At 62.8% G+C, this 15,884-nt stretch carries 15 protein-coding genes and 1 pseudogene; 7 read left to right on the forward strand and 9 right to left on the reverse strand.

The features are described from left to right. Positions 1 to 52 precede the first annotated feature (52 nt). Both LMTR21_RS16610 and LMTR21_RS40880 read left to right on the forward strand, forming a co-directional pair. Positions 53 to 958, forward strand: coding sequence for a LysR family transcriptional regulator (locus LMTR21_RS16610; RefSeq protein ID WP_246175645.1), 906 nt, complete (start codon positions 53 to 55; stop codon positions 956 to 958). Positions 959 to 983: 25 nt separating this feature from the next. Continuing rightward, positions 984 to 1,091, forward strand: a pseudogene (locus tag LMTR21_RS40880) (RidA family protein); the annotation flags it as partial. A gap of 11 nt (positions 1,092 to 1,102) precedes the next feature. On the opposite strand, the gene LMTR21_RS16620 reads toward LMTR21_RS40880, so the two are convergent. Together LMTR21_RS16620 and LMTR21_RS16625 are read right to left on the reverse strand one after the other, a co-directional pair. Then, positions 1,103 to 1,429 carry an antibiotic biosynthesis monooxygenase family protein gene (locus LMTR21_RS16620; RefSeq protein ID WP_065753651.1) on the reverse strand — a complete coding sequence of 109 codons (327 nt, stop codon included), beginning with the start codon at positions 1,427 to 1,429 and terminating at the stop codon, positions 1,103 to 1,105. Positions 1,430 to 1,565: 136 nt separating this feature from the next. Further along, complete coding sequence (locus tag LMTR21_RS16625) at positions 1,566 to 2,471, reverse strand: alpha/beta hydrolase family protein (RefSeq protein ID WP_065753688.1); 906 nt, start codon at positions 2,469 to 2,471, stop codon at positions 1,566 to 1,568. Positions 2,472 to 2,643: 172 nt separating this feature from the next. Between LMTR21_RS16625 and LMTR21_RS16630 the strand changes: the two genes are divergently transcribed. The 3 genes from LMTR21_RS16630 to LMTR21_RS16640 all read left to right on the forward strand — a co-directional run bounded on the left by LMTR21_RS16630 (position 2,644) and on the right by LMTR21_RS16640 (position 6,283). Then, positions 2,644 to 4,032, forward strand: a complete 1,389-nt coding sequence (locus LMTR21_RS16630) for a class II 3-deoxy-7-phosphoheptulonate synthase (RefSeq protein ID WP_065753652.1) — start codon at positions 2,644 to 2,646, stop codon at positions 4,030 to 4,032. Between the two features lies 1 nt (position 4,033). Beyond that, positions 4,034 to 4,387 carry a diacylglycerol kinase gene (locus tag LMTR21_RS16635; RefSeq protein ID WP_057839226.1) on the forward strand — a complete coding sequence of 118 codons (354 nt, stop codon included), beginning with the start codon at positions 4,034 to 4,036 and terminating at the stop codon, positions 4,385 to 4,387. Between the two features lie 147 nt (positions 4,388 to 4,534). Continuing rightward, the gene (locus tag LMTR21_RS16640; RefSeq protein WP_065753653.1) at positions 4,535 to 6,283 is read left to right on the forward strand and encodes an NAD+ synthase; all 1,749 of its coding nucleotides are present in this window, start codon (positions 4,535 to 4,537) and stop codon (positions 6,281 to 6,283) included. A gap of 24 nt (positions 6,284 to 6,307) precedes the next feature. Here LMTR21_RS16640 and LMTR21_RS16645 read toward each other — a convergent pair whose 3' ends face one another. The 5 genes from LMTR21_RS16645 to coxB all read right to left on the reverse strand — a co-directional run bounded on the left by LMTR21_RS16645 (position 6,308) and on the right by coxB (position 10,832). Continuing rightward, positions 6,308 to 6,703, reverse strand: a complete 396-nt coding sequence (locus LMTR21_RS16645) for a cytochrome C oxidase subunit IV family protein (protein WP_065753654.1) — start codon at positions 6,701 to 6,703, stop codon at positions 6,308 to 6,310. Positions 6,704 to 6,712: 9 nt separating this feature from the next. After that, complete coding sequence (locus LMTR21_RS16650; protein ID WP_065753655.1) at positions 6,713 to 7,435, reverse strand: heme-copper oxidase subunit III family protein; 723 nt, start codon at positions 7,433 to 7,435, stop codon at positions 6,713 to 6,715. A gap of 10 nt (positions 7,436 to 7,445) precedes the next feature. Continuing rightward, positions 7,446 to 8,150 carry a cytochrome c oxidase subunit 3 gene (locus LMTR21_RS16655; protein ID WP_065753656.1) on the reverse strand — a complete coding sequence of 235 codons (705 nt, stop codon included), beginning with the start codon at positions 8,148 to 8,150 and terminating at the stop codon, positions 7,446 to 7,448. Continuing rightward, positions 8,147 to 9,922, reverse strand: coding sequence for a cbb3-type cytochrome c oxidase subunit I (locus LMTR21_RS16660; protein ID WP_065753657.1), 1,776 nt, complete (start codon positions 9,920 to 9,922; stop codon positions 8,147 to 8,149). The genes LMTR21_RS16655 and LMTR21_RS16660 overlap by 4 nt, the downstream gene beginning before the upstream one ends. 76 nt (positions 9,923 to 9,998) lie before the next feature. Further along, positions 9,999 to 10,832, reverse strand: a complete 834-nt coding sequence (gene coxB / locus LMTR21_RS16665; protein ID WP_065753658.1) for a cytochrome c oxidase subunit II — start codon at positions 10,830 to 10,832, stop codon at positions 9,999 to 10,001. A 539-nt stretch (positions 10,833 to 11,371) separates the two neighbouring features. On the opposite strand from coxB, the gene LMTR21_RS16670 reads away from it, so the two are divergent. Next, a complete protein-coding gene (locus tag LMTR21_RS16670) occupies positions 11,372 to 12,289 on the forward strand; it encodes a DUF2189 domain-containing protein (protein ID WP_065753659.1) in 918 nt (305 codons plus the stop codon). 54 nt (positions 12,290 to 12,343) lie between these two features. Here the strand turns inward: LMTR21_RS16670 and LMTR21_RS16675 are convergent, their stop codons facing one another. After that, positions 12,344 to 13,510, reverse strand: a complete 1,167-nt coding sequence (locus LMTR21_RS16675; protein ID WP_065753660.1) for a DUF2865 domain-containing protein — start codon at positions 13,508 to 13,510, stop codon at positions 12,344 to 12,346. Between the two features lie 168 nt (positions 13,511 to 13,678). Next, positions 13,679 to 13,984: a hypothetical protein gene (locus tag LMTR21_RS16680; RefSeq protein ID WP_065753661.1), complete on the reverse strand. Its 306-nt coding sequence runs from the start codon at positions 13,982 to 13,984 to the stop codon at positions 13,679 to 13,681. Between the two features lie 459 nt (positions 13,985 to 14,443). Between LMTR21_RS16680 and cysS the strand changes: the two genes are divergently transcribed. Further along, positions 14,444 to 15,859 carry a cysteine--tRNA ligase gene (cysS, locus tag LMTR21_RS16685; protein WP_065753662.1) on the forward strand — a complete coding sequence of 472 codons (1,416 nt, stop codon included), beginning with the start codon at positions 14,444 to 14,446 and terminating at the stop codon, positions 15,857 to 15,859. The last annotated feature ends 25 nt before the right edge of the window (positions 15,860 to 15,884 follow it).

The raw sequence follows: 15,884 nt of genomic DNA on the forward strand, positions 1-15,884 counted from the left end.
GCGATGGATTTCACCCGAAGCCAATGCTATTCCCGCAATTGGTTATGTTGATATGGCATTACCAATGGAGCTGATCTGGTTCGAAGACTATCTGGCGCTCGCGGAAACCCTGAATTTTTCCAGGGCGGCGGAACTGCGCCACGTCACCCAGCCAGCCTTCAGCCGCAGGATTCGCGCGCTTGAGAGCTGGGTCGGCGCAGCTCTGTTTACCCGCACGACGCACGGTGTCGCGCTCACGCCGGCGGGCGAGCATTTCCACGATCAGGCGGAGGTCCTGAGCCGGGCCCTGCATCAACTGCGCCGCGACACGCTCGAGGTTTCCGACAGTCGCGTCAGGCCGTTGTCGATCGCGGCGACGCACGCGCTTTCGTTCACGTTTTTCCCGAAATGGGTCCGTCGCAACGACAGGGTTCTGGCGCTCGGAAATCTCAATTTGATCTCCGACAGCATGCAGGCATGCGAGCAGATGATGTTGCGGGGAGACGCGCAGTTTCTGCTTTGCCATCACCACAGGAACATGAGCAGCCGGATCTCTTCCGGCCAATTCAAGAGCATCGTGGTCGGCGCCGACACGCTGCTTCCGCTGAGCGCGCCTGCTGCAAACGGCGTTGCGCGGTGGCGGCTTCGGCGCGGCGAACCGGTGAAATACCTTGCCTATAGCGCGCAATCGGGGTTGGGCCGGATCGTCGCAGCCCAATGGGGCGCGAAAGATCGTCCCTTCGCGCTAGAGACGGTCTTTACGTCGCACCTTGCCGCGACGCTGCTGTCGATGGCCCGTGCGGGGGATGGCGTGGCATGGCTGCCCCGGACGTTGGCGGAAGAGGACATCTCGGCCGGGCTGCTGGTCGCAGCCGGCAATGCTGAATTCCAGATACCGATCGAAATCCGCCTGTTTCGCCCTGTGGCGCGTCAGAGCCAGGCGGTGGAAGCGATCTGGTCGGCCTTCGAGCGGACCTGACGTTCTTCCATTCAGCGGCTCCCTGATCTATGCGCGCTACTTTCCGGAAGATCCGCCGGCGCGCATCTTCGTCTGCGTGTCCGAATGGTTCGCGCCATTCGATATCGAGATCGACTGCGTCGCGCTGACGTAGGGCCTTCCAATTCAGCGCAGGCCCTGGCGGTCGACGAGGATCCGGTGGATCTGGATGAACTCCGGCAACTCGATCAGGAACTCCGCATCGCGCGCGAGATGATGAACCTTGGTCGGCTCGCCCTTGGTGAAGGCGGTCATCGACTTGAGGTCCGGCCAATAGGAAATGGTCGTGAACCAGCTTTCCTGCTCGCGATCTTCCCGGAATAGCTGCACGCCGAGCGCGGTCTTCTCCAGCGGGGGCATGCCTTCGGCCTTGATATAGGCTTCATAGCTGTCCGCAACGTCGGGCCGCGTCCGGCCGCGCCAGATGCGCGCGATGGTCGGCTGGGTAGGCATCGGCAGTTCCTTCCCAAAAGTCCAGGGGTGTTGAGACGGAGATCCCGGCGCGACAACGGTGGGGCTGGCGCCGTGTTCCCGCCAGCTCATCCTACGGTTGAGCATGTCGACAACAACCGGCCTCACGCGATGGCAGCTATTCGCCCGCCTCAATCCATTCCGCTGCCTCGCGCCACAGCGTGTAGCGATGCTGCGGCCGGAAAAAGCCGAGATGCCCGATCTTCCCAGTGCCGGCATCCGCCGGTCTCACCGTGATGATCTCGGGCTTGATCGAGGTAAATCCGGAGCACAACAGCTCCACCGCGGGCCGCGTCGCCCAGGGATCGTCGGAGATGCAGAGCGCGCGCAACGCGCCTTTGTAGTTCGGAAAGTTCTGCCGGGCTTCGAGCCTGGCATCGTCGAACAGATAGCGCGGGCTCATCACCCAGCCGACCCATTGCAGGAAGGCATCCTTGGGCAGGTCCATGCCGAGGCCGGCCTTGCCCGGCATGTAGCCGAGCACGCGGGTGAGGGGCGAGCCTACAAAATTCAGCATGGCGTAGACGCGGTAGCGCTCGGGTGATGCCATCAGTTTCCAGTAGCCGGCCTGTGCCGCGACGAACAGCGCGCGCGAAATCTCCGAATTGTTCGGCAACAGGCCGAGCGCCTGGCCGCCGAACGAATGCCCGACATAGGCAAACGGCAGCGCCTTGTAACGCTGGCGCATCCAGGCGACCGCCGCAGTGATGTCCTGCGCCGCCCAGTCCGACATCGAGGCCTTGAAGCCGACCAGCGATTTCGGCCTGACGGTGCCGGTCATCGCCTTCTGCCAGCTATCGCCGGTGCCGCGGTAGTCGTAGGTCAGAACCGCGCAACCGCGGTTGGCGAGGTAGCTGGCAAAGCCCCGGTAGAGTTTGCGGGGGACCGCGGTCGCGGAATTGATCAGGACGGCCTGACGCTTGGCCCCGCGAGGCAGAAACAGCGTCGCGGCGAGGGGGTATCCGTCCGTCGCGGGCACCGTGATGTCGTCGCTAAATACGTCGTCCAGCCCCGGCTCGGCCACCGTGTTCTCCTGCCAGCTTTGCGAGCGGGCCACAGCAAATGCGAATTCGGATTTCGCCGCAAGAGCTTGTCAGGACTACCGGAAATCTAACTGGCGGTCCGCCCGCGGCCTGTGTATAAACCGGCCTTCGTAACCTTTGATAAGTAGCGGTTTTTGCTCAGGAGTTAAGGTCATGTCCGAGCGGTGGACGCCCGATAGCTGGCGCACCAGGCCGGTGCTGCAGGTCCCGGAATATCCCGATGCCAAGGCATTGGCCGATGTCGAGGCGCAGCTCGCCACGTTTCCCCCGCTGGTGTTCGCCGGCGAAGCGCGCAACCTGAAAAAGGCGCTGGCGCGCGTCGCAGCCGGCGAGGCGTTCCTGCTGCAGGGCGGCGATTGCGCCGAGAGTTTTGCCGAGCATGGCGCCAACAACATTCGCGACTTCTTCCGCGTGCTGCTGCAGATGGCCGTGGTCCTGACCTATGCCGGCGCGCTGCCGGTGGTGAAGGTCGGCCGCATCGCCGGACAGTTCGCCAAGCCGCGCTCGTCGAACACCGAGAAGGTCGGCGGCGTCGAGCTGCCGAGCTATCGCGGCGACATCATCAACGACATCGCGTTCACCCCGGAAGCGCGCATCCCCGATCCGCAGCGCCAGTTGATGGCCTATCGGCAATCGGCGGCGACGCTGAACCTGCTGCGCGCGTTCGCCACCGGCGGCTTTGCCAATCTCGGCAGCGTGCATCAGTGGATGCTCGGCTTCCTCAAGGATTCCCCGCAGTCGCGGCGCTACAAGGAACTGGCCGACCGCATCTCGGACGCGCTGAATTTCATGCGCGCCTGCGGCCTCGATCTGGAAAGCCATCCCGAACTGCGCGCCACCGATTTCTATACCAGCCATGAGGCGCTGCTGCTCGGCTACGAGCAGGCGATGACGAGGGTCGATTCCACCACCGGCGACTGGTACGCGACATCAGGCCACATGATCTGGATCGGCGACCGCACCCGCCAGCTCGACCACGGCCATGTAGAATATTTCCGCGGCATCAAGAACCCGATCGGCCTGAAATGCGGTCCGTCGCTGAAGCCGGACGAGCTGTTGAAGCTGATCGACATCCTCAATCCCGACAACGAGCCGGGACGGCTGACGCTGATCAACCGCTTCGGCTCCGACAAGGTCGGCGATCATCTCGCGCCGCTGATCCGCGCGGTGCAGCGGGAAGGGCGGGTCGTGGTCTGGTCGTGCGATCCGATGCACGGCAACACCATCACCTCGACGACAGGCTACAAGACCCGGCCGTTCGACCGGGTGCTGTCGGAGGTGAAGTCGTTCTTCGCCATCCACGCGGCCGAAGGCACGCATGCCGGCGGCGTGCACCTGGAGATGACCGGGCAGGACGTCACCGAATGCATCGGCGGCGCCCGCGCCATCACCGACGAGGACCTCAACGACCGCTATCACACGGTCTGCGATCCCCGTCTCAATGCCGAACAATCGATCGATATGGCCTTCCTGATCGCCGAACTGCTCAAGCAGGAGCGGGCGGGCAAGGAAAAGCCGATGCCGGCCGCAGCGGGTCTCTGACTTGCTGCGACTCTGGCGGGCCACCATCAACACGCGTAACGGCCTCGCTTTTGCGATCCGCTCGGAGCAGGCCGTCCGCGAGGAACTGTTCGCGCTGGCGCTGTCGGTGCCGCTGGCCTGGCTGGTCGGCGCGACCGTCATGCGCCGCGTGGAACTGGTCGCTGCCGTCGCCTTTGTCCTGGTGGTCGAGATCCTCAATACCGCCATCGAGAAGCTCGCCGACCGCCTCACCACCGATCACGATCCGCAGATCGGGCGGGTCAAGGACATGGGTTCGGCGGCGGTCGGCGTCGCGCTGCTGATGGTCGGGGCGTTCTGGCTGTTTGCCATCGCCGAACGCATAGGCGCGTTCTAGATATGCCGTGCTGACTTCGGGTCAGAACCGCATATCTAAGTTTTTGTTTTGACGGGTTTTCTTCACGCGAACCGGTGTCCACTTCGCTCGAAAACGCTGTCAAAGCAAGCAATTGCAGTTTGCTCTTGTGCAAGGCACCATCGCCCCATGACCGACACCTTTACGATCACGCTGGCGCAGTTGAATCCGACGGTCGGCGATATCCCGGGCAACGCCGCCAAGGCACGCGCCGCGCGCGACAAGGCCAAGGCCGACGGCGCCGATCTCATGGTGTTGCCCGAACTGTTCATCTGCGGCTATCCGCCGGAAGATCTGGTGCTGAAGCCGGCGCTCCAGGCCGCCTGCCGCGCCGCGGTCGAGGAGTTGGCGCGCGAGACCGCAGGCGGCGGCCCGGCGGTACTGATTGGCACGCCCTGGGTTGAGGATAGCAAACTTTATAACGCCTGCGCGCTGCTCGATCAGGGCCGCATCGCCGCGCTTCGCTTCAAGGCCAATTTGCCGAACTATGGCGTGTTCGACGAGAAGCGCCTGTTCGCGCGCGGTCCGGCCGCAGGCCCGGTGACCGTCCGCGGCATCCGCGTCGGCGTCCCGATCTGCGAAGACATCTGGCTCGAAGAGTCCGAGGAATACGAAAACGTCGTCGAGTGCCTCGCCGAGACCGGCGCGGAAATTCTGGTGGTGCCGAACGGCTCGCCCTACGCGCGCGACAAGAACGATCTGCGGCTTTCGATCGCGGTGGCTCGCGTCACCGAGAGCGGGCTGCCGCTGGTCTATCTCAACCAGATCGGCGGGCAGGACGAACTGGTGTTCGACGGTGCATCATTCGCGCTCAACGCCGATCTTTCGGTGGCGGCGCAACTGCCGGCGTTCGAGGAGAGCATCGTCACGCTGCGCTGGAACAAGGGCGCCGAAGGCTGGCGCTGTTCGGGCCCCGTGGTGCCGCTGGTCGAGGGCGACAAGGGCGATTACGCGGCCTGCGTGCTCGGCCTGCGCGACTACGTCCGCAAGAACGGTTTTCCCGGCGTGCTGCTCGGGGTCTCCGGTGGTATCGATTCCGCGCTGTGTGCCGCGATTGCGGTCGATGCGCTCGGCGCCGACCAGGTTCGCGGCGTGATGCTGCCGTTCCGCTTCACCGCGCAGGTGTCGCTGGATGACGCGGCGAAGTTGGCAAAAGCGCTCGGCATCCGTTACGAGGTGCTGCCGATTGCCGATGCCGTCAACGGCTTCGAAAAAATCCTGTCCGGCCCGTTCGCCGGCCTGCCGCGCGACATCACCGAGGAGAATCTGCAGGCGCGCACCCGCGGCACGCTCTTGATGGCGATTTCCAACAAGACCGGCGCGATGGTGGTGACGACCGGCAACAAGTCGGAAATGTCGGTCGGCTACGCCACCATCTATGGCGACATGAACGGCGGCTTCAACCCGATCAAGGACATCTACAAGACTGAAGTGTTTCGCCTCTCCAGCCTGCGCAACGAGTGGAAGCCGGACGGCGCGCTCGGACCCTCGGGCGAGGTGATCCCGGTCAACATCATCACCCGGCCGCCGACGGCGGAATTGCGCGAAAACCAGACCGACCAGGATTCGCTGCCGCCTTACGAGATGCTGGATGGCATCCTCGAACGGCTGGTGGAGCGCGAGGAGCCGCTGGCCACGATCATCGCGGCGGGTTTCCCGGCTGACGTGGTGACGCGGATCGACCGGCTGCTCAACGTCGCCGAATACAAGCGGCGTCAGGCGGCGCCCGGCGTCAAGGTGACGGAAAAGAATTTTGGCCGCGATCGCCGCTATCCCATCACCAACCGCTTTCGCGACAACGGCAAGGCGCTGCCCGCGCCCGACGAGAAGCTGGTTGCCCGCGCCGGCCGTGCGTCGGCCGATGTATTCGACGGGTAAACGCTAGCCAACGAGCGGCAGGATCTAAGCCGGCGCCGAGAAGAACAGCGCCCGTATGAGGTGCGTGTACTCGGATTCAAATACCATGATGGCTACGAACACCAGCACCAGCACCGGCGGCAGCAGGATGGCATAGGCGAGCGCCAGCCGTTCCCAGGCCATGTGCATGAAGACGGCGACGATCAGGCCGGCCTTCAACACCATGAACAGCAGGATCAGCGACCATCTGAGGTAGCCTTGCAGATGAAAGTAGTCGACGAGATAGGAGCATGCGCTGAGGACGAACAACCATCCCCAGACGACAAGATAGACCTTGATTGGGTGCTGCTGCCCCTCTACGTGCGCCGGTGCGACAGCGTCATGCACATGGGCATGCAGCGAAGGTCGTTGTACTTCTAAATCGAGTGCCACATTTGTCATGTGCTGACCTCACCACAGATAAAAGAAGGCAAAGATGAAAACCCACACGAGATCGACGAAGTGCCAGTAAAGGCCGGTGATTTCGACGACCTCGTAATTCCCCCTCCTGCTCGTAAAAAAGCCGCGCCTTCCGACGTCAAAGTCTCCCCGCCAGACCTTTCGCGCGATGATGACCAGGAAAATGACGCCGATGGTCACGTGCGTGCCGTGGAAGCCGGTGATCATGAAGAAGCTGGAGCCGAACTGCGCCGCTCCCCAGGGGTTTTCCCAGGGACGCACGCCCTCCATGATCAGCTTGGTCCATTCGAATGCCTGCATTCCGACGAACGTTGCGCCAAGCGCCGCCGTGACCAGCATCAAGACCGCGGTTTTGACGCGATCGCGGCGGTAACCGAAATTGACGGCCATCGCCATGGTCCCGCTGCTGCTGATCAGGACGAAGGTCATGATGGCGATCAGGATGAGGGGGATATGATGCCCCGCAATCTCGAGAGCGAACACCTCACTCGGATTCGGCCACGGCACGGTCGTGGACATGCGCGCCGTCATGTAGGACAGCAGGAAACAGCTGAAGATGAAGGTGTCGCTCAGGAGGAAGATCCACATCATGGCCTTCCCCCAGGAGACGTTCTTGAAGGCGCGCTGATCCGAGGACCAATCGGCCGCAATGCCCTCCCAGCCGTCCGGCCGTGCAGGAGATAATCCGTGGGTTGTCAGTGCAGTCTCCGCCATCTGGCCTCTCCTAGGTGAGCAACCGGCGACAGATGTCGACGAAATCGTCCGTCCAGCCTGTCAGCAGGCCGAGCAAGGCCAGCCAGATCAACAGCAGGAAGTGCCAGTAGATGGCGCAGAGCTCCACACTCAGGCGCAACTGGGGCATTTCAACGCCACGCCAGGCCTTGGCGGTTGTTCTCCCCAGCGCCACCAGGCCGCCGATCAGGTGCAGTCCGTGCGCAGCCGTGATCATATAGAAGAAGGAATTGGCTGGATTGGACGCGACGAAATAGCCCGCAGCCCTCAGCTGTTGCCACGCCAATAATTGCCCAACCAGGAATGTAACGGCGGCTACGCCTCCCGCACACAGGCCGATGAGTACATCTTCCATGTCGTCGCGCCGCGCGGCCACATAGGCCCATTGCAGGGCGACGCTGCTCAGGACAAGGACGGCCGTGTTGAACCACAGCAGTCCAGGCACGGGCAGTGTCCGCCAGTCCGTCATGTTCATGCGCATGGAGTAGGCGCTGATGAAGAGGGCGAACAGCGAACCGACGACAGCGAGAAACACGCCCAGCCCGATCTTCGCTGCGGGCCAGGTCGTTTCGTGCGTAGCGGGAAAATCACCAAGCGCACCTTCTTCCAGCCACGGTTTGGACATCAGCCGTTGCTGCGACAGCCACCATCCGGCGATCACCGCGATCACAGCCATGAACAGGACAATGGCGCTCACGGCGCAGCTCCCTGAAGGACCGGCGCCGCGCGTGGCTGGTTCTGCGGAATGAAGTCCTGCGGGGCACCCGGCACGCTGTAGTCATAGGCCCATCGATAGACCACCGGGAGCTCCTTGCCCCAGTTGCCGTGTCCGGGCGGAGTCTCCGGCGTCTGCCATTCCAGAGTCGTCGCCCGCCATGGATTGCCGCCCGAAGGCCGGCCCTTGAAGTAGCTCCAGGCAAGGTTGAACAGGAACACCATCTGGGCGAAGCCCACGATCAAGGCCATGATGGAGATGAAGGCATTGAGCGTGTGGGTCGATGAGGGGATGAACGCCGCTTCGCCGATGTCGTGATAGCGGCGCGGAACGCCCAGCAGTCCGATATAATGCATCGGGAAGAAGATCAGATAGGCACCGAGGAACGTGACCCAGAAATGAAACTTGCCCAGCGCATCGTTGAGCATCCGTCCCGTCATCTTGGGGTACCAATGATAGATCGCACCCAGCACGACCATGATCGGCGCTACGCCCATCACCATATGGAAATGCGCGACGACGAACATCGTATCCGATAGCGGGACATCCACGACCACGTTGCCGAGGAAGAGGCCGGTGAGCCCGCCGTTCACGAACGTGATGATGAAGCCGAGCGCAAACAGCATCGGGACGGTGAGATGGATGTCACCGCGCCACAGGGTCAGCACCCAGTTGTAGACCTTGATGGCGGTCGGGATGGCGATGATGAGCGTCGTGGTGGCGAAGAAGAACCCGAATTTCGGGTGCATGCCGCTCACATACATGTGGTGCGCCCATACGACGAAGCTGAGCGCGCCGATCGCAACGATCGCCCAGACCATCATGCGATAGCCGAAGATGTTCTTCCGCGCATGGACGCTGATCAGATCGGAGACGATGCCGAAGGCGGGCAGGGCGACGATGTAGACCTCTGGATGGCCGAAGAACCAGAACAGGTGCTGGAACAGGATCGGGCTGCCGCCGCCATACTTCATCTGCTGTCCCATCTCGACCAGGGCCGGCATGAAGAAGCTGGTTCCGAGGAGGCGGTCGAACAGCATCATGACGGAGGCGACGAACAGCGCCGGGAAGGCCAACAGCGCCATGATGGTCGCCGTGAAGATGCCCCATACCGTCAGCGGCATACGCATCAATGTCATGCCGCGCGTGCGCGCCTGCAGCACGGTCACGACATAATTCAATCCACCCATGGTGAAGCCGATGATGAACAGGATCAGCGAGGCCAGCATGAGAACGATGCCCCAATCCTGCCCGGGGGTGCCGGCAAGAATCGCCTGTGGCGGATACAGCGTCCAGCCGGCGCCGGTGGGCCCGCCGGGCACGAAGAACGTCGAAGCCAGTACCAGGACGGCGAGCAGGTAGACCCAGTAGCTCAGCATGTTCACATAGGGGAAGACCATGTCCCGCGCGCCGACCATCAGCGGGATCAGGTAATTGCCGAAGCCTCCCAGAAACAATGCCGTGAGCAGGTAGATCACCATGATCATGCCGTGCATGGTGATGAACTGGAGATATTGATTTGCGTCGATAAAGGAGAATGTGCCGGGAAATCCCAGTTGCAGCCGCATCAGCCACGACAGCACCAGTGCGACCAATCCAATGGCCGTCGCTGTGAGCGAGTACTGGACGGCGATGACCTTGGCGTCCTGCGAAAAGACGTAGCGCGTCCACCAGCTCCTGGGGTGATAGAGATCGACCTCTGCTACTTCGGCAGGCGGGACTTCTGTGACAGCATCATATGGAACATCGACCATAGAAATACCTCCTCGGTCGCTTCCATCGGGAGTGAAGATTTGGCTTCACGCGCCCGATCTATCTTCGCTGCGGCACCTACTTGCCGCCGGATCTGTACGTCGCCTTCGTAACGGCGTTTCGGCCTGACAATTCTGCGAACGTCTTCTGTTGCGCCAGCCAGGCGTCATATTCGCTTCTTTCGTCGACGATGACCTTGGCACGCATCTGCGCGTGCGCTGCGCCGCACAGTTCGGCGCACAGCACATCGAACGTTCCGGTGCGGATCGGGGTCATCCAGAAATAGGTGACCATGCCGGGCACCATATCCATCTTGGCGCGGAATTCGGGCACATAGAAATCGTGCAGGACATCGACGGAGCGGAGCAGGACCTTGACGGGTTTTCCGACCGGCAGGTGCAGCTCACCACTTTCGATCACGACGTCGTCTTGCCCGTGCTGGTCGTCGCGATTCACGCCCATGGGGTTTTCGGGACTGATGTAGCGCACATCGGTTGTGCCCATCCGGCCATCCTTGCCCGGCAGGCGGAAGCTCCACTGCCACTGCTGGCCCATCACCTCGATCTCGGTGGCGTCAGCCGGAACCGTGACGAACTGGTGCCAGACGAACAAGCCCGGTGCCAGCATCGCCGCGACGCCGATCGCCGTCCCGATGCTGAGCCACCATTCGAGCTTTTTGTTTTCGGGATTGTAGTGGGCCTGTCTTCCCTCCTTGTGGTGAAAGCGGAAGACGCAATAGGCCATGAAAGCGATCACCGCGAAGAACACCACGCCGGTGATCCAGAAGGTGATGCTGATGGTGTGGTCGATGTAGCTCCAGTTCGTGGCGATCGGCGTCCACCACCACGGGCTGTAGATGTGAAACAGCACCGAGCCGACTGCGACCAACAGCAGTATGATAGCAACAGCCATCCTCATTCCTCCTTGCCACTAAAGGCAATGGAGACGAATCGAGGGCGGAGCTCGCACTGTCTCGATGGCCGACTTCACATGCGCCATCGCAGTGCGCCTTGCCTCGCCCACTATGACCGGTCGCGACATCAAAACGTGGCACCGAGCACACGTTACGACCGCAAATCATCAAATCGGGCGTCGGAAATTAAGATGATACGCGTCGAGGCCGGCGTCAATAGAGCAATGAGGAACCTGCGGCTCGTGGATATGCGCTGCACGATGCACAAGCCGGCGAGCATCAGCCGGCAGATCGTCTGATGATGCGCCGCACCAAACGACCGCGCGTTCACAATTCACCCAACAGTGCGTGCTTTCTGCTCCCAATCGCGCTAAACTCGCAACGCAGGTCGCGACAAGTTTCGTCCGGCTAAGCTCCTTTCGCTGAACTTGGGTTTGCCGTACCCGGCTCGACCGCGACTTTCGCACATCAGGGCGGAGGCGCGCGGTTGCGGCGCGTCGTTCTGACCGCCGCAACTTGAAAGCACGGGAGGGTGCGCATGGCCACTCTGTATTCCGACAGCATCGCAAGGGTAGGACGGCACGTATTCGGCGAGGCCGCCACATATCCGGTTCGCAAAATCGAACTGTCCGACCTCGGCGAGGCGCTGCGCCTGGGGTGGGAAGACTTCAAGGCAATGCCGAGTCACGCCGTCGTCGTGTGCGTGATTTATCCCGTTCTCGGTATTGCCCTGTTCAGGATGGTCCTCGGCTATTCGATACTGCCGCTGCTGTTTCCGCTGGCAGCCGGGTTTGCCTTGCTTGGACCCTTTGCCGCGATCGGTCTCTACGAGCTCAGCCGCCGCCGCGAGCGCGGTGAGGAACCTTCGGTGTCGGATGCACTTCACGTGCTGCGTGCTCCCGCTTTCGGCGGCATGATCGAACTCGGCGTGCTCCTGCTCGTTCTGTTCGGGGCCTGGATCGGGGTCGCGAACGCGATCTATGTTTCGATCTTCGGCCATGCGCCGGCTGCAAGCATCCCTGATTTCGCAACGCGCGTGCTGACGACGTCAGACGGGTGGGCGCTCATCATCGTTGGTTGCGGCATCGGCTTCCTGTTCGCAGTCGTGGCGCTCTGCGTCAGTGCCGTGTCGTTCCCGTTGATGCTCGACCGGCACGCGACGGCGATCGACGCGATCCGCACCTCGCTGCGCGTTGTGATGAAGAATCCGGTTGCGATGGCCGCCTGGGGCCTGATCGTCGCCGCGCTGCTGGTGATCGGTTCGATACCGCTCTTTGTGGGCCTCGCCGTCGTTCTGCCGGTGCTCGGCCATGCCACCTGGCATCTGTACCGGAAAGCGGTGGAGCCGGATCCCAATCCGCCACAGGAAGAGGAGCCTCACCTGCGCAAAGGACATCGCTACGCGGCGGATTTCCCGGCCAATCTCTTCCCGTGGAGCCGTGAGCGCGAGCCGTAGCCGCGAAAACGAGCGCTAGCGACCAGCGTCCGTCTCGGGGCGCTGGTCAGGGAGCTATTGCTTCGACGGGATGAAGGTCGGTCCGACCGTGCGGATCTGCTTGTCGCTGGCCGCAGCCGTCGTATCGGCCGGAGCAGCAGCCGGCGCCGCGGCGGTGCTCGCGGGAGCAGCGCCCTTCTTGGGCGGCAGCGCACCCTTCGACTGCGCGCGCTGCTGCATCCGTTTCGCACTTTCCTCGGTGACGATGATGTCGCCCTGCTGTTCGACCGAGGCCTTGTCGTCGACGGATTTCAGCGCTTCCGACCAGGTCTGGCCCGCCGCCTTGCAGGAGCAGGAGGCGTTGAACTCGGTGCGGAATTTGAACGCGTTGGGCAGCGAGGAATAGGGCTGGCCGTTGATCGAGACCGCCTGATTGATGTCCTCGCCGGGATTGCGATAGGTGAACAAATTCGCCTCCGCCGCCGGGCAAAGCGCCTTGCAGGTCCTCTCGTCGTCCTGGAAGCGCGCCTGGTAGGTGGCGAACGACACCGGGAAATAGGCGCCGTCGCAGCTGCGGACGCAGACGGTGCGGAAGGTGCCGGATGGCGGGCCGAGTTCGCCGCTGGGTGGCGGGATCGGGTTGTTGTTATTGTTGCCGAACAGGCTGTCGATGAAATTACCGGGGCCGCGGGCGGCGGCCGCATATTGCGGGCCGCAATTGTTCTGCGCCAGCGCCACCATCACCGAGCGGCGCTGGTTTTCGCGGTCGGCGCCGCCGATGCCGCCGCTGCGCAGGCGCTCCAGGCTGGTGGTGATCTGCTCGAGATTGGCGCGCATCTGCTGGATCTGGTTGTTCACCGGACCGCACTCGGCCGAGCGGCCGTTGAACAGCGAGAAGAAGCCCGAGCTTTCGCAGCCCATCCGCTTGGCCTGCAGCGTGACGCGATCCAGCTCGGACTGCTGCTTGGCCTGGGCCTCCTGATAGCGGCGGATCTGCTCATCCTTGGCGGGATCGCCGGTGCCGGCGCCACGGTCGATGGTCGCCAGTTGTCCCTCGAGCCGGATGCAGATCGGATTGGTTTGCGCTCCCTGCGGCGGAGGCGGTACGGCGCCGGGCGGCATCTGCGCCATGGCGTCGTCGTTCGGCTGCGCCAAAGCGGGCGCGCCAGGCGCGGCGATGCCGAGCAGGAGGGCGCAGGTCAAAATCCGGAGAGAGAAGGGAAGGTTGCGAATTTCCAGCATATCCGGCCATTGAGGGCTGATCCGCGCAGCTTGCAAGCCTGGTGGCGCGGCCAAGGCGGCATTCTGCGGCCAAGGCCGCATCCAATACCTGCTTCTCGGGGCAACGTCACGTCGTTTCCGGGGCGCGGATGTGGCAAGCCGGCCCTTGAAATTACGGGAGAAGTACCACTACCGCTGGCAGGTAATGGCGACGTAGTCGCCGCACGCCGGACCTGAGCATTTCTCGCCGCCGCCGGCCGGAATCGCGCCGGTAACCTCGTCGGGCTCGATGCGGCGATAGGCGGTGGCCTGCGCAAATTCCCGTGACTGGCAGTAGGCGCGGGCGGCGTGCGCGCCGCATTTGTCGCCCCTCGCGAGGCACTCGTCTACGCCGTAGCCATCGGCCTGGTTGGCAACGATGAAAACGCGACTGTCGGCGGATGCGGCCGACGCGGCAAGCAGGAAGGCACAGGCAATGAGTGCGGAGGAGCGCATGGGTGACACCGGCAGGGGGATGGACCGCGCTCAGGAATAGGCCCAAAGAGTTAACAATGATTAACCATGAGGGCCGAGCGGCGGTGGAAAGGAAGGTTCCGCGGCCTGATCGGCTCCAAATTGGGCACAAGCAAGGCCTTGACGGCATCCTTCCGATACCGCAATGGTGGAACCATGAACGGTCTCCTCGCCATCTGCAGCATTTGCCGCGAGATTATTAGCTAGCGATTCGCTGGCTGAGGCCGTCTTTTCTCAAAAATGAGATCACTGGACGCCCGGCCGGCAGCGTACCGGCTCTCGCATTCGCATGTTCTTGCGGCGAATGGGGTTGCGAATGCGAGGGTCGGTACGCTGCAAAAAATTAAAGTTTAGTGCCGCCTGCGATTTGAAGTTCCTGAAGGTCTCGCTGCTACCACTGCAGGAACTTCAAATCGCCCACGGCACTGGGATGGGTTTGTCATGCAGTTGCGCCTCTACGATACGTTGACGAAGGAGAAGCGGCCGTTCGAGCCGATCGATCCGAAGAACGTCGGCATGTATGCCTGCGGACCGACGGTCTATGACTTCGCCCATATCGGCAACGGCCGCGCGGCGATCGTGTTCGACGTGCTGTTTCGCGTGCTGCGCCATCGCTATGGCGCCGATCACGTGAAGTATGTTCGCAACATCACCGACGTCGACGACAAGATCAACGTCCGCGCCGCGCGCGACTATCCCGGCGTGCCGCTGAATGAGGCGATCCGCAAGGTCACCGAAGAGACCTATCAGCAGTATCAGGACGACGTCACCGCGCTGGGCTGCCTGGCGCCGACGGTGCAGCCGCGCGCGACCGAGCACATTCCGGAGATGCGGGCGATCATCGAGAAGCTGGTTGCCGGCGGTTTCGCCTATGTTGCGGAAGATCACGTGCTGTTCTCGCCGCAGGCGATGAACGAAGCCAATTCGGTGATGCCGCGCTATGGCGCGCTGTCGAAACGCTCGCTCGACGAGATGATCGCGGGCGCCCGTGTCGACGTCGCGCCCTACAAGCGCGATAACACCGACTTCGTGTTGTGGAAGCCGTCGAAGCCGGGCGAGCCGTCATGGGCGTCGCCATCGGGTATCAAGGTCGAGGGGCGCCCCGGCTGGCACATCGAATGCTCGGCGATGGCCTGGAAGCATCTCGGCGAAAAATTCGACATTCATGGCGGCGGCATCGACCTGGTGTTTCCGCATCATGAGAACGAGCTCGCCCAGACCTGCTGCGCCTTCCATTCCGACCGCATGGCGAATGTCTGGATGCACAACGGCTTCCTGCAGATCGAGAGCGAGAAGATGTCGAAGTCGCTCGGCAACTTCTTCACCATCCGTGATCTGCTGGCGGATTGGCCGGGCGAGGTGCTGCGCCTGAGCATGCTGAGGACGCATTATCGCTCGCCGCTGGACTGGACCTCGAAGGGTACCGAAGAGAGCGCGAAGACGCTCGACGACTGGTATGCGATCGCGGCCGACGCCGAAGGCGGCGAGCCGTCGCCGGCGGTGGTCGAAGCGCTGTATGACGACCTCAATACGGCGCAGGCAATGGCGGTCCTGCACGGCTTGCGCAACGCCGCGGCGTCCGGTGGTGCGCGCGAACGCGGCGAGTTTGCCGCCTCGCTCCGGCTGCTCGGCTTCCTCTCGGTGAGCGCCGCAGCGTGGAAAGGGCGCAAGCAGCAGGCGAGCGGCATCGATGCGGCAGAAGTTGATCGCCTGATTGCCGACCGCACAGCCGCTCGGGCGCGGAAGGACTTCAAGGAGTCCGACCGCATCCGCGACGAGCTTGCCGCGATGGGCGTTGCCATCAAGGATGGCAAGGACAAGGACGGAAAACCGGTTACCACATGGGAGGTCGCGTGATGGAAAAACCCGATACGCCTTTCCC

Origin of the sequence: Bradyrhizobium paxllaeri (genome assembly GCF_001693515.2) — a bacterium.
Taxonomy (GTDB): Bacteria; Pseudomonadota; Alphaproteobacteria; order Rhizobiales; family Xanthobacteraceae; genus Bradyrhizobium; species Bradyrhizobium paxllaeri.